Raw genomic sequence first — 23,499 nt, forward strand, 5'->3', positions numbered from 1 at the left:
CGATATCTGTTGTTGGTTGTCCGTGGCCGCGGAACGGGGGCGCGGCCACGGACACGCCGTCATCGTGTCGGCCGGTCCCGTGGCGCCCACGGGACCGGCCGACACGTTCGGCGCTGGGGGTCACACCCGCGCTGTCAGCGCCTTCGCGGCCAACAGGCGGGCGATCGCGTAGTCCTGGACGGCGACGCCGACCGTCTTGAAGACCGTCCGTTCGGTGGGCCGGGGCGGGTCCGTGAGCGCCCGGCCCAGTTCGATGAGGTCCTCCTTGGCGATCGTCCCGGCGTCCAGGGCGTGCACGACCTCGCCGGACTCCTCCAGCACGGCGTCGAGTTCGTCGACGACGACGGTGGCCTCGCCCATGAGTGCGTCGGGCAGCTCGCGCATGGTCGGGCGGAAGGCGCCGATCGCGTTGACGTGCACCCGCTGGGGCAACGCCGCCAGCGGGAACAGCGGCGTCTTCGAGGAGGTCGCGCAGGACACGATGTCGGCACCGCCCACCGCTTGGGCCGCGTCGGAGCTCACCGACACCCGCACGCCGACGAGTTCGGCTCGCAGGACCTCCGCCAACTCCTCGGCACGGTTGCCATCCCTGTCCACGATGACCAGGTGGGTCAGCGGGCGCACCGCGTGCACCGCGCGGGCCTGGTCGGCGGCTTGGGCTCCCGCGCCGATCAGGGCGAGCCGACTCGCTCCGGCCGGAGCGAGCAGGTCCGTGGCCACGCCGCTGATCGCCCCGGTGCGCAGCGCGGTCACGCTGACCGCGTCGGCGATCACGTGGTCCGCGCGCGCGGCGTCGGACCACATGACCGTGCCGGTGATCGCCGGGCTGCGGTCGAAGTTGACGCTCAGCGTCTTGACCATCGCGGTGGCGGTCGGCCGGTGGTGCACGGGCATGACCAGGAAGCCGCCGTCCCGCAACGCGGTGCGGGTGGGCTGTTCGAACTCGCCCTCGACCAGCGACACGAAGGCGTCCCTGACGGCGTCGATGGCCTCGCCCATCGGTACCAGGGCACGGACCTCGTCCGCGGTCAGAACCTGTGTGGTCATGTCTTCCTCTCTCGGTACGCACCGGAGCGGTGCGTTCGGTTGCGCGGGGTCGGCTACTTCTCGGTCCCGGGCGGCGGCTCGCCGTCATCGGCGCGGCCGCTCTCCCTGCGCCACGCGACGTAGCTGAGAACGACCACCGCCAGCACGGTTCCGCCGAAGAGGACCAGCGTCCAGATCAGGGTCTCGGCGTCCATGGGTCAGCCCTTCCTCTCCTGGTCGACCGGCGACGCGGCGTCGCCGTCCAGGGACATCGGCCCGCGCTTGACCGTGCGGGCGAGAAACTTGTTGAGCAGCAGCATCGCGATGAACAGGAGCCCCCACTGGAGCACCATCGTGCCGATGCTGAAGGTCTGGAACGGGTCGTACCAGGTCTGTGACGGGTCGGTGACGGACAGGAACATGAACCAGCCGAACACCACGGCGAACATCAGCGGGAACAGTCCGATGAGGACCTTCCACCACGCGCCGACCCTGAGGTCGCTGGTCTCGTCGAGTTGGCGGCGCGCACGCTCCAGCCCGTAGCGCATCATGGCGATGGCCGCGAAGAGCCCGCTGATCAGCAGGCCGACGCCCCAGACGTTGTCCTGGTTGCTCAGCACGTCGAGGTTGAGCGCGGAGGGCACACCCCCGACGAGCGTGACGAGGACGATCGCGACCACGGCCTTGCGGCGCCCGACCCCCAGGTCGATCACGTTGCGCACGGCCAGTTCCATCATCGAGATCAGGCTGGACAGTCCGGCGAGCACGAGCGCGAGGAAGAACAGCGGCGCGAAGAACCAGGTGCCGCCCGGCATCTGGCCGAACAGCGCGGCGAGGTAGACGAACATCAGCCCCTGGTCACCGGCGGAGACCGCCTGCTCCGCGTACTGCGGCGTCTGCACCGCGAACACCGTGCAGATGACCGCGATCCCGGCGAGCAGTGAGGCCAGGTGGTTGCCGGTGACGACGATCGCCGAGTTGAGCGCGAAGTCCTCCTTCTTGCGCATGTACACCGAGTAGGTCAGGTAGAGGCCCCAGCCGGCACCGGTGGAGAACGCCATCTGCACGAACGCGCCGAGCCACATCTGTCCGTCGAGGAATCCGCTCCACTCGGGCACGAAGAGGTAGCGCAGCCCCTCCCCCGCGCCGGGCAGGGTCATGGCCCTGATCGCGAGCATCACCAGGATGACGAACAGCGCGGGCACGGTGACCTTGAGAACCGCTTCCAGGCCGCCCTTCAGGCCGCGCAGGACCACGAAACCGATGAGGAGGGCGGCGATCACGTGGAACGAGATGGTCTGCGCGGGACTCGAGACGAAGCCGTCCCACAGCGCCTGTGTCTCCTGGTTGTCGATGCCCGAGGAGAATCTGCCGCTCACCGCGTAGACGAAGTACCGGATCGCCCAGCCGCACACCACCGTGTAGTAGAAGAGGATGCCGACGGTGACGACGCCCATGAAGCCGCCCATCCAGGCGAACCTGCGGCCCATGAAGTCGCGGAACGCGCCGATCGTTCCCAGTCGGCTGCGGGAGCCGAGTAGCGATTCCGACATCAGTAGCGGAATCGCCCAGACGAGGTTGGCGAGCACGAGGGCGATGATGAACGTGCCGCCGCCTCCTGCTCCGACATCGCGTGGGAACCGCCAGATGTTGCCGGTGCCCACCGCCATCCCGATTGCGGCGGCGATGAACGCGAAGCGACTGGAGAACACCTCTCGCTTCACGCTGGTCTTGTCGAACGCCATGTGAGACTCACTCCAATGGGCGGATCGGGGGACTGTCACACCCCCACGGGCCGGCATCCGGCTTCGCCGTCACCTTCTATGTGACACCCGCTGCGCAAGACCCGTGATGTGTAATGGGTGATATATTACACCTAACATGACGTTTGGCTAGGGGTCCGGCCAAGAAATCGTGAACGAGGGCTGGACGAGCCCTCCGCCGATGAGCCCGTCTGTCCCCGTCGGTCGCTACGGTCGGAGCCGCCGCCCCGGTGCGACGCTGGGAGACCCCCGAGCAGCGGGCCGAGTGGGAGGCGGAGGTGCGCTCGCTCCACGACGAGATGGCCCGGATCGCGGTGACCCCGACCCGGGCGAAGCTGATCGGCTTCGAGACCACCCTGGCGAGCGCGGTCGAGGAGCTGGTCCGTCGGCGCGACGAGCGCCGGCGCGCCTGAGCACCGGCCACGCCTCCCCCGACGCCCGGCGCTGACGGATCCGCGGAGGAATGCGCGCGGGAGATGTCGAGAACGCGCGGGCGGCTCCGTCCCCGCGGTGGACACGGCCACGGGGGCCGTACCGCACCAAGGAGAACACGATGGCCAAGTACCTGCTGCTCAAGCACTACCGCGGCGCGCCGGAGGCGGTCAACGACGTGCCGATGGACCAGTGGACGCCGGAGGAGGTCACCGTCCACGTCCAGTACATGCGGGACTTCGCCGACCGGCTGGAGGGCACCGGCGAGTTCGTCGACGGCCAGGCGCTCGCCCCGGAGGGCACGTTCGTCCGCTACGACGGCGAGGGGCGCCCGCCGATGACCGACGGCCCGTTCGCGGAGACCAAGGACCTCATCGCCGGCTGGATGGTGATCGACGTCGAGACCCACGAGCGGGCCCTGGAGCTGGCCGGCGAGCTGTCCGCGGCACCGGGCGCGGGCGGAAAGCCCATCCACGAGTGGCTGGAGGTGCGCCCGTTCCTGGCCGCTCCCCCGACCATCACGGAGTGACACACCATGGACGAGGCCCTTCTCAGGACCCTCACCCCCACGGTGATCAGCGTCCTCGTCCGCCGCGGAGCCGACTTCGCGGCGGCCGAGGACGCCGTCCAGGACGCCCTCGTGGAGGCGGTGCGCGGTTGGTCGGACGACCCGCCGCGCGACGCCAAGGGGTGGCTGGTCACCGTGGCCTGGCGCAAGTTCCTCGACTCCGTCCGGGCCGACACCTCCCGGCGCCACCGTGAGGAACGCGTCGAGGGCGAGCCGCCGCCCGGCCCGGGCGAGGCGGTGGACGACACGCTGCGGCTGTACTTCCTGTGCGCGCACCCGTCCCTGACACCGGCCTCGGCCGTCGCCCTCACCCTGCGCGCGGTCGGCGGGCTGACCACCCGCCAGATCGCACGGGCCTACCTGGTGCCGGAGGCGACCATGGCCCAGCGGATCAGCCGGGCCAAGAGGACCGTCTCGGGCGTCCGGTTCCACGAGCCCGGTGACGTGGCCATGGTGCTGCGCGTGCTCTACCTGGTCTTCAACGAGGGGTACTCCGGCGACGTCGACCTCGCCGCCGAGGCGATCCGGCTCACGCGGCAGCTGGCGGCCAGGACGAGCCACGAGGAGGTGGCGGGCCTGCTCGCGCTCATGCTGCTGCACCACGCACGGCGTCCGGCGCGGACGGGCCCCAACGGCGGGCTCGTGCCCCTCGCCGAGCAGGACCGCGGCCTGTGGGACACCCGGCTGATCGCCGAGGGCGTGGACGTGCTCCAGGCGGCCCTGGCCCGCGACCGTCTGGGCGAGTTCCAGGCCCAGGCCGCCGTCGCCGCGCTGCACGCCGACGCGCAGGCCGCAGAGGAGACCGACTGGGTGCAGATCGTCGAGTGGTACGACGAACTCGTGCGCCTCACCGGCAGCCCGGTGGCCGGGCTCAACAGGGCCGTCGCGGTCGGGGAGGCCGACGGCGCGCGGGCCGGGCTGGCCGCGCTCGCCGGGATCGACCCGGACCTGCCCCGGTACACCGCCGTCGCGGCCTACCTGCACGAGCGGGACGGCGACCCGGTGACCGCGGCCCGGCTCTACGCCGACGCCGCCCGGTCGGCGGCCAGCCTTCCCGAACGCGACCACCTCACCCGCCAGGCCGCACGCCTCAACGCGCGACCGCGCGGCTGAACCGGGTCAGCCGGGTCAGGCGGGCGGCGGGTAGCCGTCGTAGTCGTTCCATCCGGGCGCCGCGTCCATCAGCTGCCGCCAGGTGGGCCACTCCTGCCCCGTCCTCTGGCGGACGAACTCGCCGGGCAGGCTGAACGGCGGTGCCTTGTGGGGTTTGGTGAGCGCCTGGTCGACGATCCCGTCGTAGAGCACGGCCCCGGCGTGCAGGCGGGGCAGGACGGCGTGGACGCGGTCGGCGTAGCCGTCGGGGAGGTCCGGTCCGCTCAGGCCGAGGTCGTATCCGGCGCCGGCGGTCACCAGCGCGATCTCGGGGCGCTTGCGGGCGGCGACGTCGAAGCACAGGTGCAGGGCGATGGCGTCCCAGACGACCTCCACCCGGTCGGCCGCGACGCCCCGCTCGGTGAGGAACCGGGCGGCCAGGTCGGCGCCGTCGATGTCGAAGCGCTGGTCCCCGTCGCCCTCGGGGCTGAGCCCGACGTCGTGGAGGACGCAGCCGAGGAAGAGCAGTTCGTCGTCGTAGTCGAGGTCGGGGCGCAGTCCCTTCCGCTCCCCGAGGAAGCGCCCGTAGAGGTAGGTGCGCATGCTGTGGTTGTAGACCGCCGGGTGCACGGCCTCACGAACGAAGCGGATGGCGTTCGATGCCACCTCGGTGCTGGGAAAAGGCAGGTCGTCGTACGTTTCCACGGGGGTCGTCCCTCCTGGCGGACTATCCTTCAGGTTGCCTGAAGCCTAGCCGAAGTTTCAGGCGGGTTGAAGGTGGGGGTGTGCACAGGGACGGCGCCCGGCCGATCCCGTGCCCTTCCCGCGCTCCGTGGTCGGCGCGTTGCTCCTGGTTTCGGGCGGCCTCCTCCCCTAGCGTGAGCGTCGGCATCACTAGGGGGACGATGGAGGGATTCGGAGCGGCGCTCGCCCTCGCCCTGGCCATGGGCGCCCTCCTCCTGTGTGTCCACGGCCTGGCCGCGGTGGTCGGACTCGGACGCGCCCCCGTGTCCGGCGGTCCCTTCCTGTCGGGCGGGGCGGTGTCCGAGCACGCGGTGTCGCGCTACCACGTGCGCTGGTACGCGGTGGCGATGCTCTTCCTGGCCTTCGACATGGAGATGGTCTTCATGTACCCGTGGGTGCTCGTCGTGGTCAGCACGGGCGCGACGGCCGTCGTGGAGATGTTCGCCTTCCTGGCCGTCCTGATGGCCGCCGTCGTCTACGCCTGGCGGGAGGGGGCGTTCCGGTGGACGTGACCGGATGGCTGCTGGCCCGGGCCCGGCCGTGCGCGTTCGTCGTCACCGCGGTCGGCGGCACGGGCGCGCGCGTGGCCGTCGAACGGGAGCTGCGCGAACGCGGCTGGCGGCAGGCCGCGGCTCCGGGCGAGGCCGACCTCCTGGTGGTCTGCGGCCCCGAGGACGCCGAACTCGCGGACGCGGTCGAGCGCGTGTGGGAGCAGATGCCGGGTCCCCGTGCCCGCGTGCGCGTGGCCGGTGGCGACGGCGCCGCCCCGCTGCTGGACTCGGCGCGGGGTCACCTGTTGGACGTCGACCGGCAGCGCCGCCAGGCCGCCGAACGCGACGCCCGAGCGCGCGAGCGCGCACAGCGGAGCGACGGCGACGGACACGGCAACGCTGGGCACGGCCGCGATGAGAGTCCTGGGGACGGAGGCGCCCAGGGGGGCGGGGACGGCAAGAGTGAAGGGGGCGGTGACGACCACGGCGACGCGGACGGCGGGCACGGCCAGGGTGACGGACACGGGAACGGCGGCGGCGATGGCGCGGGCCAGGACGACGGTCACGGCCATGGGAGCGGGGACGGCGACAGCGACGACGGCCACGGGCACGGGCACGACCATGGAGGGATGTCCATGCCCGGCGGGATCCCCATGGCCGACCGGGGTCCGGACCGCGACGGACTCAGGCTCGACCGGCTCCACGTCCACCTCGGGCCCGCGCTCGCCGACTGGCCCGCGGGGCTGCGCCTGCGGCTGACCCTCCAGGGGGACGTCGTGCAGGAGGCGGAGGCGGAGATCGTCGGCGGGACCGCCGTGGCCTCGGCCTTCTGGGACGTCCCCGGCCCGGCCGCCGACCTGGACTCGGCGCAGCGCTTCCTGGCCGTCGCGGGATGGTCGGCCGCCGCCGAGGCCGGGCGGCGGTGGCGCGACGCACTGCTCGCGGAGCCCGGCCCCGGCGAGCCGACACGGCGCGGAGTGCTCCGCTGGCTGCGCCGGGTGCGCCGATCCCGGGTGCTGCGCTGGTCCACGGACGGGCTCGGCCGGATCGGCGGGAGCGCGCCGGATCCGCTGCGCGGAGACGTCACCGACCGGTGGGCGCGCCTGCTGGACGGTGTCGAGGCGGCCGTCGGTGCGCCCGGTGTGTCGGACGCGGCCGGTCGGGACCGGCCCGCGAGCGATTCACGGGCGCAGGCCGCGGAGGCGGCGCTGGACCTGCTGCCCTCGCTCGTGACGGGGCGGGAACTGGCGGCGGTGCGGCTCACCGTCGCCTCGCTGGACCCCGACGCCGAGGCGCTGCGCGCGCACGTTCCCGGACGGTCCCATGGTTGAGGGCGACGCGTCACCGCTGAGCCTGCTCACCCTCCTCGTGCTGGTGGGCGTGCTGGCCTACGCCGCGGCGGCCGGGTCCGCCCTGCTCCACGCGCGCGCCGCCGGGACCGCGCCCGTGGCCGCGCTCGCCGTCCCGGCCCGGGAGTCGGCGCGGCTGCTCGTGCAGCGGCGGCGGACCGTGCCGGGAGCCGACGCACTGCTGTGGCGCCTGGGCGGGGCGCTCCTGCCCGTGGCCGCGGCACTGGCCGCGCTGGTGGTCCCGCTGGGGTCGACGGCCGTGAGCGACCTGTCCGTGGGCGTCGTGTGGTTCAACGCCATGGAGGTGCTGGCCTGGTGTGCCGTGTGGCTGCTCGGCTGGGGCGCCAACTCCGTCTGGGGGCTGGTCGGGGGCTACCGCTTCCTGATCCAGGGGCTGTCGTACGAACTTCCGCACATGTTCGCCCTCATCACGGCCGCCCTGGGCGCCGGATCACTGCGGGTGGGCGACATCGTCGCGGCGCAGGAGGGCGTGTGGTTCGCCGTGCTGATGCCGGCGGCCTTCGCCGTCTACCTGGTCTCGGCGCTGGCCATGGCGTTCTGGGGCCCCTTCGACGCGCCCGTGGGGCGGGACCTGGCCGGTGGGGCGAGCGCGGAGCCGACCGGTGTCGACCGCCTGGTGCTGCTCGCCGGCCGGTACATGCTCCTGGCCGTGGTGGCGGCGATGGCGGTGCCGCTGTTCCTGGGCGGCGGCGCCGGGCCGATCCTGCCCGCCTGGGCGTGGTCGCTGTTCAAGACGGCGCTGGTGCTGGGCCTGCTGGTCTGGATCGGTCACCGCGTGCCCACGGTGCGGATGGACCGGTTCACCGAGGTGGGCTGGATGGTGCTGCTCCCGCTGAGCCTGCTCCAGGCCCTGGTCGTCTCCGTACTCGTACTGGCCCGATAGGAGGAGCGATGGCCGAGACGGTCGTGTTCGTGGTCTGCGCTCTGGGCGCGGTGGCGTCGGGGGTCGCGGTGTTCGTGGTCGACTCCATGGCCCGGGCGACCTTCGCGCTGCTGGCGTCGTTCCTGTTCGCCGCGGTGCCGCTCCTGCTGCTGGGGCTGTCCTACCTCGGCGTGCTGGTGGTCCTCATGATGGTGATGGAGATGATGGTGATGGTCGTCTTCATGATCATGTACATGATGAACCCGGCCGGGCTCATGCCGATGAGCATGGTGCACAACAAGGCCGGTGCGCTCACGGTGGCGGCCGTGACGTTCGCCGTCCTCGCCGCGGGGGTGCTCCTGGTCCCCTGGCCCGCCCGCGAGGGCTCTCCTCCGGGCGATCCCACCCTGCAGCTGGCCGAGGCGATCATGGGCCCGCACATGCTGGTCATGATGCTCGTGGGCATGGTGCTCTTCGCGACGATGGTCGCTTCGGTGGTGCTGTCCACCCCGCGCGGACGCTACGACCGCTACGGCGACGACCTGCGCCGCCCCCGCCCCGACGACCCGATCCGCGGAGGGGTCGGCCGATGACCCTGGAGGCGTTCCTGCTCCTGGCCGCCGCGCTGTTCTCGGTGGGGCTGTTCGGCGCGCTGAGCCAGCAGTCCGTCGTCATGGTCATGATGGGGCTGGAGCTGATGATCAACGGGGTCATCGTCGCCGCGGGCGCCCTGTGGTTCTTCGTCTCCCCCGAACGGCCGGACGGCCAGGTGCTCGTTCTGGTCGCCATCACGGCGATGGCCGTGGAGATGGCGGTCGGGTTCGCCGTCACCACGGCGATCTTCCGCGCCCGGGACATCGACATGGTCGACGCGGCCGACGACCTCGGGGACCGCGGACGGGCCCAGGAGGAGGGCCGGGAGAGGGACCGCGAACAGGACCGGGAGCGTGACCGGTGACCGCGGCGCTGTGGACGCTCGTGGCCCTGCCCGCCCTGACCGGCGCGGCGCTGCTGGTGGGCGGTCGGCGCGCCGACGCGGTCGCCGCGCCGTGTGCCGTCGCCTCGGCGGTCGTCGGGCTCGCGCTGGGCGTAGTCGTGGCCGCGACGCGTCCGGCCGCCGCCGTTCCGGCGCTGGCCGGGATCCCGGCCGGGCTGGCCGTGGACGGGCTCTCGGCCGTCATGGTCGTCTCGGTCACCGCGGTCGTCCTGGCCGTGGTGCTGTTCGCGGCCGGGGAACTCGGCCCGGACGAGGCGCGGGCGCGCTTCTTCGGGTTCATGTCGCTCTTCGCCGCCGCGATGCTCGTCACGGTGACGGCGACCGGCCTGCTGGTGCTGCTCGCGGCGTGGGAGGTCATGGGCGCCGTCTCCTACGCCCTCATCGGGTACTGGTGGCGCGAGTCCGGGCGCGTCGGTTCGGCCGGGACGGCCTTCCTCACCACGCGCGCGGGCGACCTGGGCCTGTACCTGGCGGCCGGGGCCGCGCTCGCCGGCGGGGCCGGAGCGCTCCAGCTCTCCGGGCTCGCGGGGATGGAGGGGCCCTGGCGGGACGCGGCGGTGGCCGGGGTGGTCCTGGCCGCGCTCGGCAAGTCGGCCCAGCTGCCGTTCAGTTTCTGGCTCTCGCACGCGATGGCCGGCCCCAGCCCGGTCTCGGCGCTGCTGCACTCGGCGACGATGGTCGCGGCGGGCGGCTACCTGCTGGTGCGGGTGGAGCCCGCGCTCGCGGCCACGGGGTGGGCGGGGCCGCTCGTGGCGTGGGCCGGGGTGGCCACGGCGGTCCTGCTCGGGGTCGTGGCGTTGGCGCAGTCGGACCTGAAACAGCTGCTCGCCGCCTCGACCTGCGCGCAGATCGGCTTCGTCGTGCTGGGAGCGGGCGCGGGCGGGGTGGCGGGCGCGAGCCTGCAGTTCACGGCGCACGCGGCGGCCAAGAGCCTGCTGTTCCTGTGCGCCGGGGCGTGGCTGGTGACGCTGGGGGCGCGGGACCTGGAGGGGCTGCGGGGAGCGGCGCGGCGGCACCCCGTGGTGGGGATCGCCTTCACGGCGGGGGCGCTGGCCGTCGCGGGAGTGCCGCCGACCGGGATCTGGGCGGCCAAGGACGTGGTGCTGGCGTCAGCGCTGCGGAGCTCGCCCGCCCTGTACGTCCTGGGGCTGGTGGCCGCCGCGCTCGCCGCGGGCTACGCGGCCAAGGCCCTGGTGGCGGTGTGGGCACCGCCCCTCCCCCGCTCCCGGCGGCGCAGCGAGGGACACGAGGAACATGAGGGGCACGACGGTGACGTGCACCGTGGCGCACCCATGGCCGGGCGTGCTACGGAAGAGCCGTCCCCCGGACAGGTGCCGTCCTCCGGCCGGGTCTCGTCCTCCCCCCAGGAACCGTCCTCCGCACAGGTCTCGTTCCCGGCGGAGGAGCAGTCCTCCGCGCGCGCGTCGCGCTGGGGACGGCCGCCGCTCTCGGGGCCGCTGCTCGCCCTGGCCGTCGGTGCCGTGGGACTGGGCGTGCTCGCTCTCCCCGGGGCGGCGCAGTGGTGGCGCACGCTCCTGGACGTGCCGGGCGAGCACGGTCCCGCCGGTTGGGAGATGGCGGTGTCGGCACTGGTGAGTGTCACGGTGCTGCTCGGTGCCGGTCTGGTCTTCGCCCGGAGCTCCGCGCGCGCCGGAGCCCCAGCGCGTGGCGAGGCCGAGCGGAGTGCCGAACCGGTGGGCGGGGAGGGCGCACGAACCCGAGGGGAGGACGGGAACGGGCGGGACGCCTCGTCCGGGGCGGGCCTCCGGCAGGGCGCCCATGCCGTATCCGCGCTCCGGGCCCACCCGGTCGGCCGGTGGGCGGGTGACTGGCTGGGCCTGGAGCGCCTGGTCCGCGGCGTCGTCGTCCGGCCCGCCATGGCGCTCGCGCGTGCCCTGGCCGCCGTCGACGACCGCGTGATCGCCGTCGGGGCGCGGACCGGGGCGGAGTCGGTCCTGACGACCGCGCGGGGCCTGTCCTCCTTCGACGACCGGGTGGTCGCGGGGGCCGTGCGCGCCGGTGCCCGTCTGGGCCTGGCCGCCGCCGACACCATCCGCGACCGCGTCGAGGCCGCCGCCGACCGGTCGGTGGGCGCCGTCGCCTCGGCGGCGCGGACCGCCGCCGCCTGGGCCCTGCGCCCGCAGACCGGCCTCCTCCACCAGTACTACGCCCAGGCCGTCGTCGCGATCCTCGTGCTGGCCACCGTCTTCGTCCTGATGAGGTGAGGCGTGCTCTCCGTCGCCGTGTTCCTGCCCCTGCTCGCGGGCCTGGTGCTGCTCGCGCTTCCCCGCCCGCGGGAGAGCCTCGTGGCCTGGACCTGGGTCACCGTGGCGGCACTGGACCTGGCCCTGGTCATCGCACTGTGGGCGCGCTATCCGGCCGCCGCGGGCCGGGAGTCCGGCGCGGTCGGCGCCTTCGCCTACGAGACGCACCTGCGCTGGATCCCCAGTGTCGGGGCGGGCTACCACATCGGGGTGGACGGGCTGTCGCTGCCGCTGCTGGCGATGACGGCGGTCCTCTTCCTGGCCTGCGCCGTGTACTCGCTGCGGCAGCGGCGGCGGACCCGCGCCCACGCCGTCCTCTTCCTGTTCCTGCAGACCGTTTCGCTGGGCCTGTTCAGCGCCCTGGACCTGCTGCTGTTCTTCGTCTTCTTCGACCTGTCCATCGTCGGGATGTACTTCGTCATCGCCGGGTGGGGGCACGGCCGGGCCGCCCGCTCGGCACTGCAGTTCTTCCTGTACACCTTCCTCGGCTCGCTGGCGCTGCTCCTGGGCTTCCTCGGCCTCTACCTCGCCGCGGACCCGCACACGTTCGACATCGTGGAACTGACGCGCCGGCCCCCGCTGGAGGACGGCGGACCCGCAGCCGGGCTGGTCCTGCTGGCCATCGGCCTGGGCCTGGCGATCAAGACGCCGACCGTGCCCTTCCACACGTGGCTGCCCCCGGCGCACACCGACGCGCCCGCGGTCGGATCGGCGATCCTCGCGGGAGTGCTGCTGAAGATGGGCACCTACGGGTTCGTGCGCGTGGCGATGCCGATCCTGCCCGGAGCCTGGCGCGAGTACGCCATGGTCCTCGTGGTCGTCGGCGTGGTCTCGGTCCTGTACGGCGCGCTGGTGGCGCTCGCCCAGACCGATTTCAAGCGCATGGTCGCCTACACCTCGGTCAACCACATGGGCTACATCGTGCTCGGGCTCGGCGCGGCCGGACTCGCCACGGCGGACGGGGCGCGCGCCGCCGCCCTGGCCGTCACCGGCAGCGTCACGCAGATGGTCAGCCACGGTCTGCTCACGGGCGCGCTGTTCCTGCTGGCGGGCACGCTCCACGACCGGGGCGGCACCTACCGGATGGCGTCCTACGGCGGCCTGGCGGGGACCATGCCGCTCCTGGCGGCGCTGACCTCGGTCGCGGCGTTCGGCTCGCTGGGCCTGCCCGGCCTGTCCGGCTTCATCGCCGAGTTCCAGATCTTCACGGGGAGCCTGTCCTTCGTCCCCGTGCCGGCCGCGATCGCCTTCCTCGGCATCCTCATCACCGCCGCCCTCTACCTGCGCGCGCTGCAGCAGCTGTTCACCGGTGACCGCCGGATCCCCGAGCACGCGCGGACCGACGACCTCTCCGCGCGGGAGCTGGTGTCGATCACGCCACTGGTGGTGCTGTCCGTGGTCATCGGCGTCTTCCCGCGGTTCCTGCTCGACCTGGTCGAACCCGCGTCCCGGGCGCTCGTGGCCCTGGTGATCCGATGAGCGGAGCGGGACACGTCGACCCGGTGATGCTGGTGCCCGAGACCGTGCTGGCGCTCGCGGCGGTGGGAGCCCTGCTCCTGGGCAGTTGGACGCCCCGCCGGCGTCAGTGGACCGTACGGCTGTGCGTGGTGGCCGCGCTGTCGGGAGCGCTGGCCGCCGCGCTCACCGCCTGGGTGCGTACCGGGGACACGGTCACCGGCGGCTTCGCGGTGGACGTGAGCACACACGCCGTGCGCGTGGCCGTGCTCGTCGGCGTCCTGGTCGCGGTGCTGCTGGCCGGCGACTCCTTCTCCGGACACCCCCGGGAGTCGGAGTCCTACGTCCTGCTGCTGCTCGGCGCCCTGGGCACGATCGCGCTGGCCGGGGCGAGCGATCTGCTGGTGCTCGCGGCGGCCTACCTGCTGGCGAGCATCCCGCTGTACGCGCTGACCGGGTTCGCCAGGGACGCCGGCGGCACCGAGGGCGCCCTGAAGTTCTACCTGATGGGCGCACTGCTGGGCATCGTGCTGCTCACCGGGACCGCGCTGCTGCTCGGCGCCGGAGGGACGACCGGCTACGCGGCGCTCGCCGGCGCCCTGCCGGACGCCCCGCGTGCCCTGGTGGCGGCGGGCACCGTCGCGGTCACGGCCGGGCTGCTGTTCAAGGCCGGCGGCGTGCCCGGCCACTTCTGGGTCCCCGACGTCACCGAGGGCGCGCCCGCCCCCGTCGCCGCCTTCGTCACCACGGTCCCCAAGATCGGGGCGCTGGCGGCGCTGTACCGGCTGGGCGACGAGGTGATCGCTCCGGGCCCGCTGGACTGGGCGCTGCTGTGCGCCGTCCTCGCCGCCGCGTCGATGACCCTGGGCAACCTGGGGGCCTTCTTCCAGACCGACGCGCGGCGCCTGCTCGCCTACTCCGCCATCAGCCAGGTCGGCTACCTGCTGATGGCGGTGGCGGCGGCCGGGGGCACGGCCGCACTGGCACGGCCGGGGCTGCTCTTCTACCTGGCCGCCTACCTCGTGACCAACCTCGGGGCCTTCGCCGTCGTGTGCGCCCTCCCGGCGGCCAGGACCCTGGAGCAGTACACGGGGCTCTTCCACCGCCGCCCGTGGCTGGCGCTCAGCCTGGTGGTGTGCCTGTTCGGCCTGGTGGGGACGCCGCCGACGGCGGTGTTCGTCGGCAAGCTCACCGTCTTCGCCGCGGCGCTGGACGCGGGTCTCGTGTGGCTGGTGGTACTGGCCGCGGTCAACACCGTCGCGAGCCTGTTCTACTACCTGCGCTGGGTGCTCCCGCTCTTCCGCGCCGCACCGAACACCGACGGGGAGAGCGCGGGCGCCGCGCCCGTGGCCGCGCCCGCCCGGCGGACGAGCACCGGCGCCGCCCTCACCCTGGCCGCCCTGTCCCTGGCCATGGGCGTCCTGGCGGGACCGCTGCTCGACCTCCTCTGAGCACGGAGCGAAGCTCCGGCCCCGGGAGCCCTGCCCCAGACCCTCGGGTCCCCGGCACAGGGCAGCGAGCGGGGCAGCGGAGCAGCGGGCCTGGGAGCCGACCGGCAGCGACGGTTCGTGCCCCCTTCGGCGGGAAGGGTGAGGACCATGGAGAGCCCCGGACGTCCGTGCGGCCATGGTGGTGCCATCGACGGCCTCACGGACGAGGAACTGTACGACGAACTCGTCGCGGCGCTCGCCGACGAGGGCGTGCGCGCGACCGCGGGGCCGGGCCGGTCCTCCGTCCGGATCCACCGCGGGTGGAGCCTCGGCGACGACGCCCCGGAGCGTTTCGACCCGCCGCTCGAACTGCACGTGGACCCGCACGCGCTCGGCCGCCACCTGCGCGGCATCGCCGCCGACGCCCAGGAGGCCATGGGCGGCTCCTCCCCGATGCGCGCCGCGATGTCGCTCCTTCTCGTCCACCTCGAGGAAACCGTCGAGACCCGGCCCGGCCGTCGCCGCCTCCGCCTCGGGCCCGGCGGTGTCGACGCCCTCTGACCAGGCGTCGAAGCCGCCGACCGGGATGTGTCGCCCGCGGTCGTGCCGGGTAGGGGGCGGTCTCCGACGTTCGTATCCGAGGGGGTGTGTCCCATGAGCTTCCCGGAGGAGTCCAAGCCCAAGACCACGGACACCGACCAGGTCGTGCGCGAGGACCACAGTGACGACCCGGCCCGGCCGGACACGCGGCGGGAGATGGAAGCCGAACTCCAGGACAGGATGGCGGAGGAGGCCGTCCGCCGCGAGGACTTCGAGGAGGAGTGAGCGGCGCGCCGTCGGGCCGCCGGGAGCCGTGAGGGCCTTCCGGCGGCCCGTGTCCGACGACCGTTCCGGCGCCCTCCCGCCCGGCGGCTGTGAGAAGTCTCGCCCCGGGGCTCACGACGCGGTGGTCGTTTGTGGGGTTCCCACAACACAGCCGAGGCGGGATGGGCGAAGCGCCCCATTGTTGAAACAGGCGGGCACCGAGGAAGGTGTAAGAAGGTGCAGGCGGCGTCCAGGGCCCGGGCGTCGCCTTCCGTGTGTTGGGACTTGGGGGACAGAGTCGATGTTCAGTCGTGTTGCGATCGTCAACCGTGGAGAGGCCGCCATGCGGCTCATCCACGCCGTCCGGGACCTCTCGGCGGAAACAGGGGCACGGATCGAGACCGTCGCCCTCTACACCGACGCCGACCGCACCGCGACGTTCGTGCGCGAAGCGGACCACGCCTACGCGCTGGGCCCGGCCTCGGCGCGCCCCTACCTCGACCTCGCCGTCCTGGAACGGGCCCTGGTCGAGACCGGCGCCGACGCCGCGTGGGTCGGCTGGGGATTCGTCGCCGAGGACCCGGCCTTCGCCGAACTCTGCGAGAAGGTCGGCGTCACCTTCGTCGGACCGAGCGCGGAGGCCATGCGCAAGCTCGGCGACAAGATCGGCGCGAAGCTGATCGCCGAGGAGGTCGGGGTCCCGGTCGCGCCGTGGAGCCGCGGCGAGGTCGCCACCCTCGACGACGCCCTGCGCGCCGGTGAGCGGATCGGCTACCCGCTGATGCTCAAGGCGACCGCGGGCGGCGGCGGGCGCGGTATCCGCAAGGTCACCTCGCACGAGGACCTGGCCGACGCCTACGAGCGCACCAGCCAGGAGGCCCTGCGCGCCTTCGGCTCCGGGGTGGTCTTCCTGGAGCGCCTGGTCACCGGCGCCCGGCACGTCGAGGTGCAGGTCATCGCGGACGGGCAGGGCACGGCGTGGGCGCTGGGCGTGCGCGACTGCTCGGTGCAGCGGCGCAACCAGAAGATCATCGAGGAGTCCGCCTCCCCCGTCCTGGACGAGGAGCAGGTGGCCGAGCTCAAGACCTCCGCCGAGCGCCTGGCCGTGGCCGTCGGCTACCGCGGCGCCTGCACCGTCGAGTTCCTCTACCACCCCGGCGAGCGGCTGTTCGCCTTCCTGGAGGTCAACACCCGCCTCCAGGTCGAGCACCCGATCACCGAGCTCACCACCGGCACCGACCTGGTCCGCCTGCAGCTGCACGTGGCGGACGGCGGACGGCTGGAGGGACCGCTTCCGGGCGAGAGCGGCCACGCCGTCGAGGCCCGGCTCAACGCCGAGGACCCCGACCGCGACTTCGCCCCCTCCCCCGGACGGATCTCCCGGCTGGTGCTGCCGACCGGCCCCGGCATCCGCGTGGACACCGGTGTGCGCGAGGGTGACGAGATCCCCGCCGACTTCGACTCGATGATCGCCAAGGTCATCGCCTACGGCCGCGACCGCGAGCAGGCCCTGGGCCGGCTGCGCCGCGCGATGGCCGAGACCACGGTGATCATCGAGGGCGGCGCGACCAACAAGAGCTTCGTGCTGGACCTGCTCGACCAGCCCGAGGTCATCGACGGCAGCGCCGACACCGGCTGGATCGACCGGGTGCGCTCCGAGGGGCGCCTGGTCGACCACCGCCACTCCGCGATCGCCCTGGCCGCGGCCGCCATCGAGGCCTACCAGGACGAGGAGGAGATCAGCCGCACGCAGCTGCTGTCCACCGCGCACGGCGGCCGCCCGCAGGTCCAGCACGACCCGGGCCGCCCGCTGGACCTCAAGCTGCGCGGCGTCGGCTACCGGGTGAGCGTGGCCCGCCTCGGCGACCAGCGCTTCCGGGTGGGCGTCTCCGGCGGCGGCGACACGCACCCCGCCGACGTCGAGGTCGAGCGCTTCGACGCGCACAGCGGCCAGATCGTGGTCAACGGCCACCGGTTCCGGGTGGTCTCGGCCACCCACGGCCCGATCCACCTGGTCGAGGTGGACGGCGTCACCCACCGCATCAGCCGCGACGAGGGCGGCGTGGTCCGCTCGCCCGCGCCCGCGCTGGTCGTGGCCACACCGCTGGCGGTCGGCGACGCCGTGGAGTCCGGCGCGCCGATCCTGGTGCTGGAGAGCATGAAGATGGAGACGGTGCTGCGCGCGCCGTTCCGCGCCCGCGTGCGCGAGTGCCCGGTGTCGGTCGGCAGCCAGATCGAGACGGGCGCGCCGCTGATGCGCCTCGAACCACTGCCCGAGGAGGGCGACGAGACCGCGGAGGCGGCCGTCGAGACGGTCGAGATCGAGCTGCCCGCGATGCCCGTGCCGTCCGCGGCCGAGCGGGTCGAACGCGGCCTGCAGGACCTGCGGAGCCTGTTCCTGGGCTTCGACGCCACCCCCGAGGTGCGCCAGGACGTGCTCTCGGACTACCTGGCCGCGCGCGCCGAGCTGGGCGCGTCGCCGCTGGCGGGCGAGCTGGACGTGCTCACCGTGTTCGCCGACCTGTCCGAGCTGAGCCGCAACAGGCCCGGCGGTGAGCCCGACGTCACCCCGGACTCCCAGGTGCACAGCCCGCGTGAGTACTTCCACAGCTACCTGCAGAGCCTGGACGCCGAGCGCGCCGGGCTCAGCGAGAGCTTCCAGGCCAAGCTCACCAAGGTCCTGGCCCACTACGGCGTGACCGGCCTGGACCGCACGCCGGAGCTGGAGGCCGCGGTCTTCCGGATCTTCCTGGCCCAGCAGCAGATGAGCTCCCACGTCGCCGTGGTCTCGGAGCTGCTCCTGCGGTGGCTGGACGACGCACCGCCCGTCGACTCGCTCAGCGAGCCCGTCGGCCTCACCCTGGAGCACCTGGTCGAGGCCACGCAGGTGCGCTTCCCCTCGGTGTCGGACCTGGCCCGCGGCGTGGTGTTCCGCTGGTTCACCCAGCCGCTGCTGCGCCGCAACCGCGCCAAGGTCTACGCCGCCGTACGCGACGACCTGCGCCGGCTGGACCGCGACCCGCGGGCGGCCGACCGCGCCGAGCGGATCCAGTCCATGGTGGCCAGCTCCGAGCCGCTCGTCCGGCTGATCGGCCAGCGCATCGGCCGGCCCGGACGCGACCACGCGGCGCTGCTGGAGGTGCTGACCCGCCGCTACTACGGCAACCGGGGGCTGTCCGAGGTCGCGTCGAGCGAGGCCACCGGCTGCCCGCTGGTCACCGCGCGCCACACCCGTTCCGACGGTGTGACCGGTGTGGCGGCCACCGCCGTCGACTTCGCCGCGCTGCCCGACGCCATCGCCGCGATCGGCGCGGTCGCCGCGCGGGACCCCGAGCACGCCCTGGTCGCCGACGTGTACCTGCGGTGGGAGGGGCAGCCCGACGCCGACGCCATGGCGCTGCGGCTCGGCCAGATCCTCGCCGACCACCCGCTGCCCGCGAACGTAAATCGGGTCACCACCACCGTGGCCGGTACCAACGGCGCGGTCATGCACCACCACTTCACCTTCCGCTCCGAGGACGGGGGCCTGGCGGAGGACCGGCTCATCCGCGGCCTGCACCCGCAGATCGCACGCAAGCTCCAGCTGGAGCGGCTCCGGGAGTTCGACCTCACGCGTCTGCCCTCGGCGGACGAGGAGATCTACCTGTTCAAGGCCGTGGCGCACAGCAACCCCGCCGACGAGCGGCTGTTCGCGCTGGGCCAGGTCCGCGACCTGACGCCGCTGCGCGACGCCGAGGGGCGCCTCATCGCCCTGCCCGCGGTGGAGGACACCATCACCGCGTGCCTGGACTCGATCCGCAACATCCAGGCGCGGCGCCCGCGCAACAAGCGGTTCGACACCAACCGGATCATGATGTACGTCTGGCCGCCGACCGAGCTGAGCCTGGACGAGCTCGACGCGCTGGTCCAGCGCATCCTGCCGACCACGGCCGGGGCCGGGCTGGAGGAGGTCCAGTTCGTGGCCCGCCAGCGCAACGCGGCCGGTGAGCTGACCGAGGTCGCCGTGCGGATCACGTTCGACCCGGGCCACGGCGCGCGCCTGCACGTCGACAAGCCGTCGACCGAACCGGTGCGCCCGCTGGACGACTACCGCCTGAAGGTGCTGCGCGCCGCCCGGCGCGGGACCGCCTACCCCTACGAGCTGACCGGCATGCTGGCCGGCCCGCGGGGCGGCTTCGTCGAGCACGACCTGGACGAGCACGGCCGTCTGGTGCCGGTGGACCGGCCCAAGGGGCAGAACTCGGCGGCGATCGTGGCGGGCGTCGTCACGACCCCGACCGAGCGCCACCCCGAGGGCGTCACCCGCGTGGTGCTGCTGGGCGACCCGACCAAGGCGCTGGGCGCGCTCTCGGAACCGGAGTGCTCACGGGTGATCGCCGCGATCGACCTCGCCGAGCGGATGCGGGTCCCCCTGGAGTGGTTCGCGCTCTCCGCGGGCGCGCGGATCTCGATGTCCTCGGGCACGGAGAACATGGACTGGGTCGCGGCCGCGCTCAAGCGGATCGTGGAGTTCACCCAGGACGGCGGCGAGATCAACATCGTGGTCGCCGGGATCACCGTGGGCGCGCAGCCGTACTGGAACGCCGAGGCGACGATGCTCATGCACACCAAGGGCATCCTGGTGATGACACCGGACTCGGCGATGGTGCTCACCGGCAAGCAGTCGCTGGACTTCTCCGGCGGCGTCTCGGCCGAGGACAACTTCGGCATCGGCGGCTACGACCGCGTCATGGGCCCCAACGGCCAGGCGCAGTACTGGGCGCCCAACCTGCCCGCCGCCCGCGACGTGCTGATGTCGCACTACGACCACACCTACGTCGTCCCCGGTGAGGACGACCCGCGCAAGGCGGGGACGAACGACCCGGTCGACCGCGACGTCTCGACGTTCCCGCACAAGATCGCCGACAGCGACTTCAGCACCGTCGGCGAGATCTTCTCCGCGGAGCACAACCCGGACCGCAAGAAGCCGTTCGACATCCGCACGGTGATGCGCGCGCTGTCCGACCAGGACCACCCGGTGCTGGAGCGCTGGGCGGGCATGGCCGACGCCGAGACCTCGGCGGTGCAGGACGTGCACATCGGCGGGCGCCCGGTGTGCCTGGTGGGCATCGAGTCGCGGTCGGTGGCCCGGCGCGGCTTCCCGCCCACCGACGGCCCGGACTCCTACACCGCGGGCACGCTGTTCCCGCGGTCGTCGAAGAAGACCGCGCGGGCGATCAACGCGGCCTCGGGCAACCGGCCGCTGGTCGTGCTGGCGAACCTGTCCGGGTTCGACGGCTCGCCGGAGTCCATGCGCAACCTGCAGCTGGAGTACGGCGCGGAGATCGGCCGGGCGATCGTCAACTTCCGGGGCCCGATCGTCTTCTGCGTGATCTCCCGCTACCACGGCGGCGCCTTCGTCGTCTTCTCCAAGGCGCTCAACCCGAACATGACCGTGCTGGCGCTGGAGGGGTCGTTCGCCTCGGTGCTCGGCGGTGCACCGGCCGCGGCCGTGGTGTTCGCCGGTGAGGTGAACAACCGCACCGCGACCGACGAGCGGGTGACCGGGCTGCAGGCGCGGGTCTCCGAGACCAGCGGCGCCGAGCGGGCCGCGCTCAACGCGGAGCTGGCCGAGGTCCAGTCCTCGGTCCGGGCGGAGAAGCTCGGCGAGGTGGCCGCGGAGTTCGACGCGGTGCACAGCATCCAGCGGGCGGTCGAGGTCGGCTCGGTGGACGCGATCATCAGCGCCGCCGAGATGCGGCCGCGGATCATCGAGGCCATCGAGAAGGGCCTGAAGCGGTAACGCGGTGAGTGGGGGCCGGTCGCGGTACGTCCGCGGCCGGCCCCTCGTGTGTCGGCGACCCGGACGCTCCCGGCACGACGAGAGCCGGCCCGACCGTGGTGGTCGGGCCGGCTCCGGATCCGGGACTTCTACGGTCCCGTCAGATCAGCGCGGTGGATCAGACGAGGTCGAACCGGTCCGCGTTCATGATCTTGTTCCACGCGGCGACGAAGTCCTGGACGAACTTCTCCTTCGCGTCGTCGGAGGCGTACACCTCGGCCAGCGCGCGCAGCTCGGAGTTCGAGCCGAACAGCAGGTCGACACGGCTGCCGGTCCACTTGACCGCACCGGAGTCGTCCTTGGCCACGAACGTCTCCGACGTCTCGGAGGTCTCGCCGGTCGGGGCCCAGTTCGTCCCCAGGTCCAGCAGGTTGACGAAGAAGTCGTTCGTCAGCGCGCCCGGGTGCTCGGTGAACACGCCCACGTCCGAACCGTCGTGGTTGGTGCCCAGCACACGCAGGCCACCCACCAGAACGGTCATCTCCGGCGCGCTCACGCCGAGCAGGTTCGCCTTGTCGAGCAGCAGGTACTCGGCGGGGAGGCGGTTGCCCTTGCCGTAGTAGTTGCGGAAGCCGTCGGCCACCGGCTCCAGGAAGGCGAACTGACCGGGGTCGGTCTGCTCCTGGGTGGCGTCGACGCGGCCCGGGGTGAAGGGCACCTCGACCTCGTGGCCGGCCGCCTTGGCGGCCTGCTCGATGCCGACGCCGCCGGCCAGGACGATCAGGTCCGCGAGCGAGACCTTCTTGTCCGAGGAGGCGTTGAACTCGACCGCGATGCTCTCCAGCGTGTTGAGCACGCCGCGCAGCTCGGCCGGGTTGTTGACCTCCCAGTCGATCTGCGGCTCAAGGCGGATCCGGGCGCCGTTGGCGCCGCCGCGCTTGTCGCTGTCACGGTAGGTGGACGCCGAGGCCCACGCCGTGGACACCAGCTGGGAGACGGTCAGGCCGGACTCGGCGACCTTGGCCTTGAGCGCGGCGATCTCCGCGGCGCCGATGACCTCGCCCTCCCGCGCGGGCAGCGGGTCCTGCCAGATCAGCGTCTCCTCCGGGACCTCCGGGCCGAGGTAGCGCACCTTCGGGCCCATGTCACGGTGGGTCAGCTTGTACCAGGCGCGGGCGAACGCGTCCGCGAACGCCTCGTGGTCCTCGTAGAAGCGGCGCGAGATCTGCTCGTAGACCGGGTCGACGCGCAGCGACAGGTCGGTGGTGAGCATGGTCGGCTTGTGCTTCTTGCCGGGGATGTGGGCGTCGGGGATGACCTCCTCGGCGTCCTTGGCGACCCACTGGTTGGCGCCGCCCGGGCTCTGGGTGAGCTCGTACTCGAACTCGAACAGGTTCCGGAAGAAGCCCTGGCTCCACTGGGCGGGCGTGGTGGTCCAGGTGACCTCCAGGCCCGAGCCGATGGTGTCGGCGCCCTTGCCGGTGCCGTGGTTGTTCTTCCAGCCCAGGCCCTGCATCTCCAGGCCCGCGGACTCCGGCTCGGCCTCCAGGTTGGAGTCCGGCGCCGCGCCGTGGGTCTTGCCGAAGGTGTGGCCGCCCGCGATGAGGGCGACGGTCTCCTCGTCGTTCATGCCCATGCGGGCGAAGGTCTCGCGGATGTCGCGGGCCGCGGCCAGCGGGTCCGGGTTGCCGTTGGGGCCCTCGGGGTTGACGTAGATGAGGCCCATCTGGACCGCGGCCAGCGGCTTCTCCAGGTCACGGTCGCCCGTGTAGCGCTGGTCGTCGAGCCACGTGGTCTCGGGGCCCCAGTAGACGTCCTCGTCCGGCTCCCACACGTCCTCGCGACCGCCGCCGAAGCCGAAGGTCTTGAAGCCCATGGACTCCAGCGCGACGTTGCCGGTGAGGATCATGAGGTCGGCCCAGGAGATGTTCTGGCCGTACTTCTTCTTGACCGGCCACAGCAGGCGGCGGGCCTTGTCCAGGTTGACGTTGTCGGGCCAGCTGTTCAGCGGCGCGAAGCGCTGCTGGCCGGCGCTGCCGCCGCCGCGGCCGTCGTGCGACCGGTAGGTGCCGGCGCTGTGCCAGGCCATGCGGATCATGAGCGGGCCGTAGTGCCCGAAGTCGGCCGGCCACCAGTCCTGGGAGTCCGAGAGGACCTCGGCGATGTCCGCCTTCACGGCGTCCAGGTCGAGGGCCTTGAACGCCTCGGCGTAGTCGAAGTCCTCACCGAGCGGGTTCGACACGGCCGGGTTCTTGGCCAGGATCTTCAGGTTGAGCTGGTTGGGCCACCAGCCGCGGTTGCCCCCGCCCTGCGTGGGGTGCGGGGCACGGCCGTGCGCGACCGGGCAACCGCCCGAGCCCTCCGTCTTGAGGGGCGCGTCGACAGCTTCGTTGCTTTCAGACATGGTGTCCTTCCGGAGCAGGGAGGAGTGAACTGGCTG

At 72.8% G+C, this 23,499-nt stretch carries 19 protein-coding genes; 14 read left to right on the top strand and 5 right to left on the bottom strand.

All coding sequences use genetic code 11. From position 1 onward, the window contains the following. Nucleotides 1-120 precede the first annotated feature (120 nt). From ADL05_RS25000 to ADL05_RS25005, 3 genes are read right to left on the bottom strand one after another with little or no spacing between them, the layout of a single operon-like run. Nucleotides 121-1,047, bottom strand: a complete 927-nt coding sequence (locus ADL05_RS25000) for an ornithine cyclodeaminase family protein (RefSeq protein WP_053619455.1) — start codon at nucleotides 1,045-1,047, stop codon at nucleotides 121-123. 53 nt (nucleotides 1,048-1,100) lie between these two features. Further along, nucleotides 1,101-1,241, bottom strand: coding sequence for a hypothetical protein (locus ADL05_RS30805; RefSeq protein ID WP_156366026.1), 141 nt, complete (start codon nucleotides 1,239-1,241; stop codon nucleotides 1,101-1,103). A gap of 3 nt (nucleotides 1,242-1,244) precedes the next feature. Then, nucleotides 1,245-2,771: a sodium-dependent transporter gene (locus ADL05_RS25005; protein WP_053619456.1), complete on the bottom strand. Its 1,527-nt coding sequence runs from the start codon at nucleotides 2,769-2,771 to the stop codon at nucleotides 1,245-1,247. A 248-nt stretch (nucleotides 2,772-3,019) separates the two neighbouring features. On the opposite strand from ADL05_RS25005, the gene ADL05_RS25010 reads away from it, so the two are divergent. From ADL05_RS25010 to ADL05_RS25020, 3 genes are all read left to right on the top strand, one after another. Beyond that, the gene (locus ADL05_RS25010) at nucleotides 3,020-3,202 is read left to right on the top strand and encodes a hypothetical protein (protein WP_053619457.1); all 183 of its coding nucleotides are present in this window, start codon (nucleotides 3,020-3,022) and stop codon (nucleotides 3,200-3,202) included. Nucleotides 3,203-3,342: 140 nt separating this feature from the next. Then, nucleotides 3,343-3,750 carry a YciI family protein gene (locus tag ADL05_RS25015; protein WP_053619458.1) on the top strand — a complete coding sequence of 136 codons (408 nt, stop codon included), beginning with the start codon at nucleotides 3,343-3,345 and terminating at the stop codon, nucleotides 3,748-3,750. A 6-nt stretch (nucleotides 3,751-3,756) separates the two neighbouring features. After that, entirely contained in the window at nucleotides 3,757-4,902 is a 1,146-nt protein-coding gene (locus tag ADL05_RS25020; RefSeq protein WP_053619459.1) for an RNA polymerase sigma factor, read from the top strand. 15 nt (nucleotides 4,903-4,917) lie between these two features. Here the strand turns inward: ADL05_RS25020 and ADL05_RS25025 are convergent, their stop codons facing one another. Continuing rightward, nucleotides 4,918-5,586 (bottom strand): HD domain-containing protein, encoded by a 669-nt coding sequence (locus tag ADL05_RS25025; RefSeq protein ID WP_053619460.1) that lies wholly within the window; start codon nucleotides 5,584-5,586, stop codon nucleotides 4,918-4,920. A 200-nt stretch (nucleotides 5,587-5,786) separates the two neighbouring features. On the opposite strand from ADL05_RS25025, the gene ADL05_RS25030 reads away from it, so the two are divergent. The 11 genes from ADL05_RS25030 to ADL05_RS25080 all read left to right on the top strand — a co-directional run bounded on the left by ADL05_RS25030 (nucleotide 5,787) and on the right by ADL05_RS25080 (nucleotide 21,080). Further along, nucleotides 5,787-6,137: an NADH-quinone oxidoreductase subunit A gene (locus tag ADL05_RS25030; RefSeq protein WP_053619461.1), complete on the top strand. Its 351-nt coding sequence runs from the start codon at nucleotides 5,787-5,789 to the stop codon at nucleotides 6,135-6,137. Then, on the top strand, nucleotides 6,128-7,447 hold the full coding sequence (locus tag ADL05_RS30810) for a hypothetical protein (RefSeq protein ID WP_156366027.1): 1,320 nt from the start codon (nucleotides 6,128-6,130) through the stop codon (nucleotides 7,445-7,447). The genes ADL05_RS25030 and ADL05_RS30810 overlap by 10 nt, the downstream gene beginning before the upstream one ends. Continuing rightward, a complete protein-coding gene (locus tag ADL05_RS25045; protein WP_053619464.1) occupies nucleotides 7,440-8,369 on the top strand; it encodes a complex I subunit 1 family protein in 930 nt (309 codons plus the stop codon). Before ADL05_RS30810 ends, ADL05_RS25045 begins: the two co-directional genes overlap by 8 nt. Before the next feature lie 8 nt (nucleotides 8,370-8,377). After that, nucleotides 8,378-8,941, top strand: a complete 564-nt coding sequence (locus ADL05_RS25050; protein WP_053619465.1) for an NADH-quinone oxidoreductase subunit J — start codon at nucleotides 8,378-8,380, stop codon at nucleotides 8,939-8,941. Then, the gene (gene nuoK, locus ADL05_RS25055) at nucleotides 8,938-9,306 is read left to right on the top strand and encodes an NADH-quinone oxidoreductase subunit NuoK (protein WP_053619466.1); all 369 of its coding nucleotides are present in this window, start codon (nucleotides 8,938-8,940) and stop codon (nucleotides 9,304-9,306) included. Before ADL05_RS25050 ends, nuoK begins: the two co-directional genes overlap by 4 nt. Continuing rightward, nucleotides 9,303-11,570: a proton-conducting transporter membrane subunit gene (locus ADL05_RS31995; RefSeq protein WP_053619467.1), complete on the top strand. Its 2,268-nt coding sequence runs from the start codon at nucleotides 9,303-9,305 to the stop codon at nucleotides 11,568-11,570. Before nuoK ends, ADL05_RS31995 begins: the two co-directional genes overlap by 4 nt. Nucleotides 11,571-11,573: 3 nt before the next feature. Next, nucleotides 11,574-13,088, top strand: coding sequence for a NuoM family protein (locus ADL05_RS25065; RefSeq protein WP_053619468.1), 1,515 nt, complete (start codon nucleotides 11,574-11,576; stop codon nucleotides 13,086-13,088). Beyond that, the gene (locus ADL05_RS25070) at nucleotides 13,085-14,515 is read left to right on the top strand and encodes an NADH-quinone oxidoreductase subunit N (protein ID WP_053619469.1); all 1,431 of its coding nucleotides are present in this window, start codon (nucleotides 13,085-13,087) and stop codon (nucleotides 14,513-14,515) included. Before ADL05_RS25065 ends, ADL05_RS25070 begins: the two co-directional genes overlap by 4 nt. A gap of 147 nt (nucleotides 14,516-14,662) precedes the next feature. Beyond that, complete coding sequence (locus tag ADL05_RS25075) at nucleotides 14,663-15,055, top strand: hypothetical protein (RefSeq protein WP_053619470.1); 393 nt, start codon at nucleotides 14,663-14,665, stop codon at nucleotides 15,053-15,055. Nucleotides 15,056-15,148: 93 nt separating this feature from the next. Continuing rightward, the gene (locus tag ADL05_RS31320; protein WP_197285927.1) at nucleotides 15,149-15,319 is read left to right on the top strand and encodes a hypothetical protein; all 171 of its coding nucleotides are present in this window, start codon (nucleotides 15,149-15,151) and stop codon (nucleotides 15,317-15,319) included. A gap of 280 nt (nucleotides 15,320-15,599) precedes the next feature. After that, nucleotides 15,600-21,080 (top strand): biotin carboxylase N-terminal domain-containing protein, encoded by a 5,481-nt coding sequence (locus ADL05_RS25080; RefSeq protein ID WP_053619471.1) that lies wholly within the window; start codon nucleotides 15,600-15,602, stop codon nucleotides 21,078-21,080. A gap of 157 nt (nucleotides 21,081-21,237) precedes the next feature. On the opposite strand, the gene katG is transcribed toward ADL05_RS25080, so the two are convergent. Beyond that, nucleotides 21,238-23,463 (bottom strand): catalase/peroxidase HPI, encoded by a 2,226-nt coding sequence (gene katG, locus ADL05_RS25085; RefSeq protein WP_053619472.1) that lies wholly within the window; start codon nucleotides 23,461-23,463, stop codon nucleotides 21,238-21,240. Between the last annotated feature and the right edge of the window lie 36 nt (nucleotides 23,464-23,499).

The organism is Nocardiopsis sp. NRRL B-16309, from assembly GCF_001279585.1.
GTDB lineage: Bacteria > Actinomycetota > Actinomycetes > Streptosporangiales > Streptosporangiaceae > Nocardiopsis.

Bases quoted from the DNA above. Each gene is read 5' to 3' on its own strand.
- ADL05_RS25000 (WP_053619455.1), bottom strand. From the start codon at position 1,047: ATGACCACACAGGTTCTGACCGCGGACGAGGTCCGTGCCCTGGTACCG.
- ADL05_RS30805 (WP_156366026.1), bottom strand. From the start codon at position 1,241: ATGGACGCCGAGACCCTGATCTGGACGCTGGTCCTCTTCGGCGGAACC.
- ADL05_RS25005 (WP_053619456.1), bottom strand. From the start codon at position 2,771: ATGGCGTTCGACAAGACCAGCGTGAAGCGAGAGGTGTTCTCCAGTCGC.
- ADL05_RS25015 (WP_053619458.1), top strand. From the start codon at position 3,343: ATGGCCAAGTACCTGCTGCTCAAGCACTACCGCGGCGCGCCGGAGGCG.
- ADL05_RS25020 (WP_053619459.1), top strand. From the start codon at position 3,757: ATGGACGAGGCCCTTCTCAGGACCCTCACCCCCACGGTGATCAGCGTC.
- ADL05_RS25030 (WP_053619461.1), top strand. From the start codon at position 5,787: ATGGAGGGATTCGGAGCGGCGCTCGCCCTCGCCCTGGCCATGGGCGCC.
- ADL05_RS25045 (WP_053619464.1), top strand. From the start codon at position 7,440: ATGGTTGAGGGCGACGCGTCACCGCTGAGCCTGCTCACCCTCCTCGTG.
- ADL05_RS25050 (WP_053619465.1), top strand. From the start codon at position 8,378: ATGGCCGAGACGGTCGTGTTCGTGGTCTGCGCTCTGGGCGCGGTGGCG.
- nuoK (WP_053619466.1), top strand. From the start codon at position 8,938: ATGACCCTGGAGGCGTTCCTGCTCCTGGCCGCCGCGCTGTTCTCGGTG.
- ADL05_RS25070 (WP_053619469.1), top strand. From the start codon at position 13,085: ATGAGCGGAGCGGGACACGTCGACCCGGTGATGCTGGTGCCCGAGACC.
- ADL05_RS25075 (WP_053619470.1), top strand. From the start codon at position 14,663: ATGGAGAGCCCCGGACGTCCGTGCGGCCATGGTGGTGCCATCGACGGC.
- ADL05_RS31320 (WP_197285927.1), top strand. From the start codon at position 15,149: ATGAGCTTCCCGGAGGAGTCCAAGCCCAAGACCACGGACACCGACCAG.
- ADL05_RS25080 (WP_053619471.1), top strand. From the start codon at position 15,600: ATGTTCAGTCGTGTTGCGATCGTCAACCGTGGAGAGGCCGCCATGCGG.
- katG (WP_053619472.1), bottom strand. From the start codon at position 23,463: ATGTCTGAAAGCAACGAAGCTGTCGACGCGCCCCTCAAGACGGAGGGC.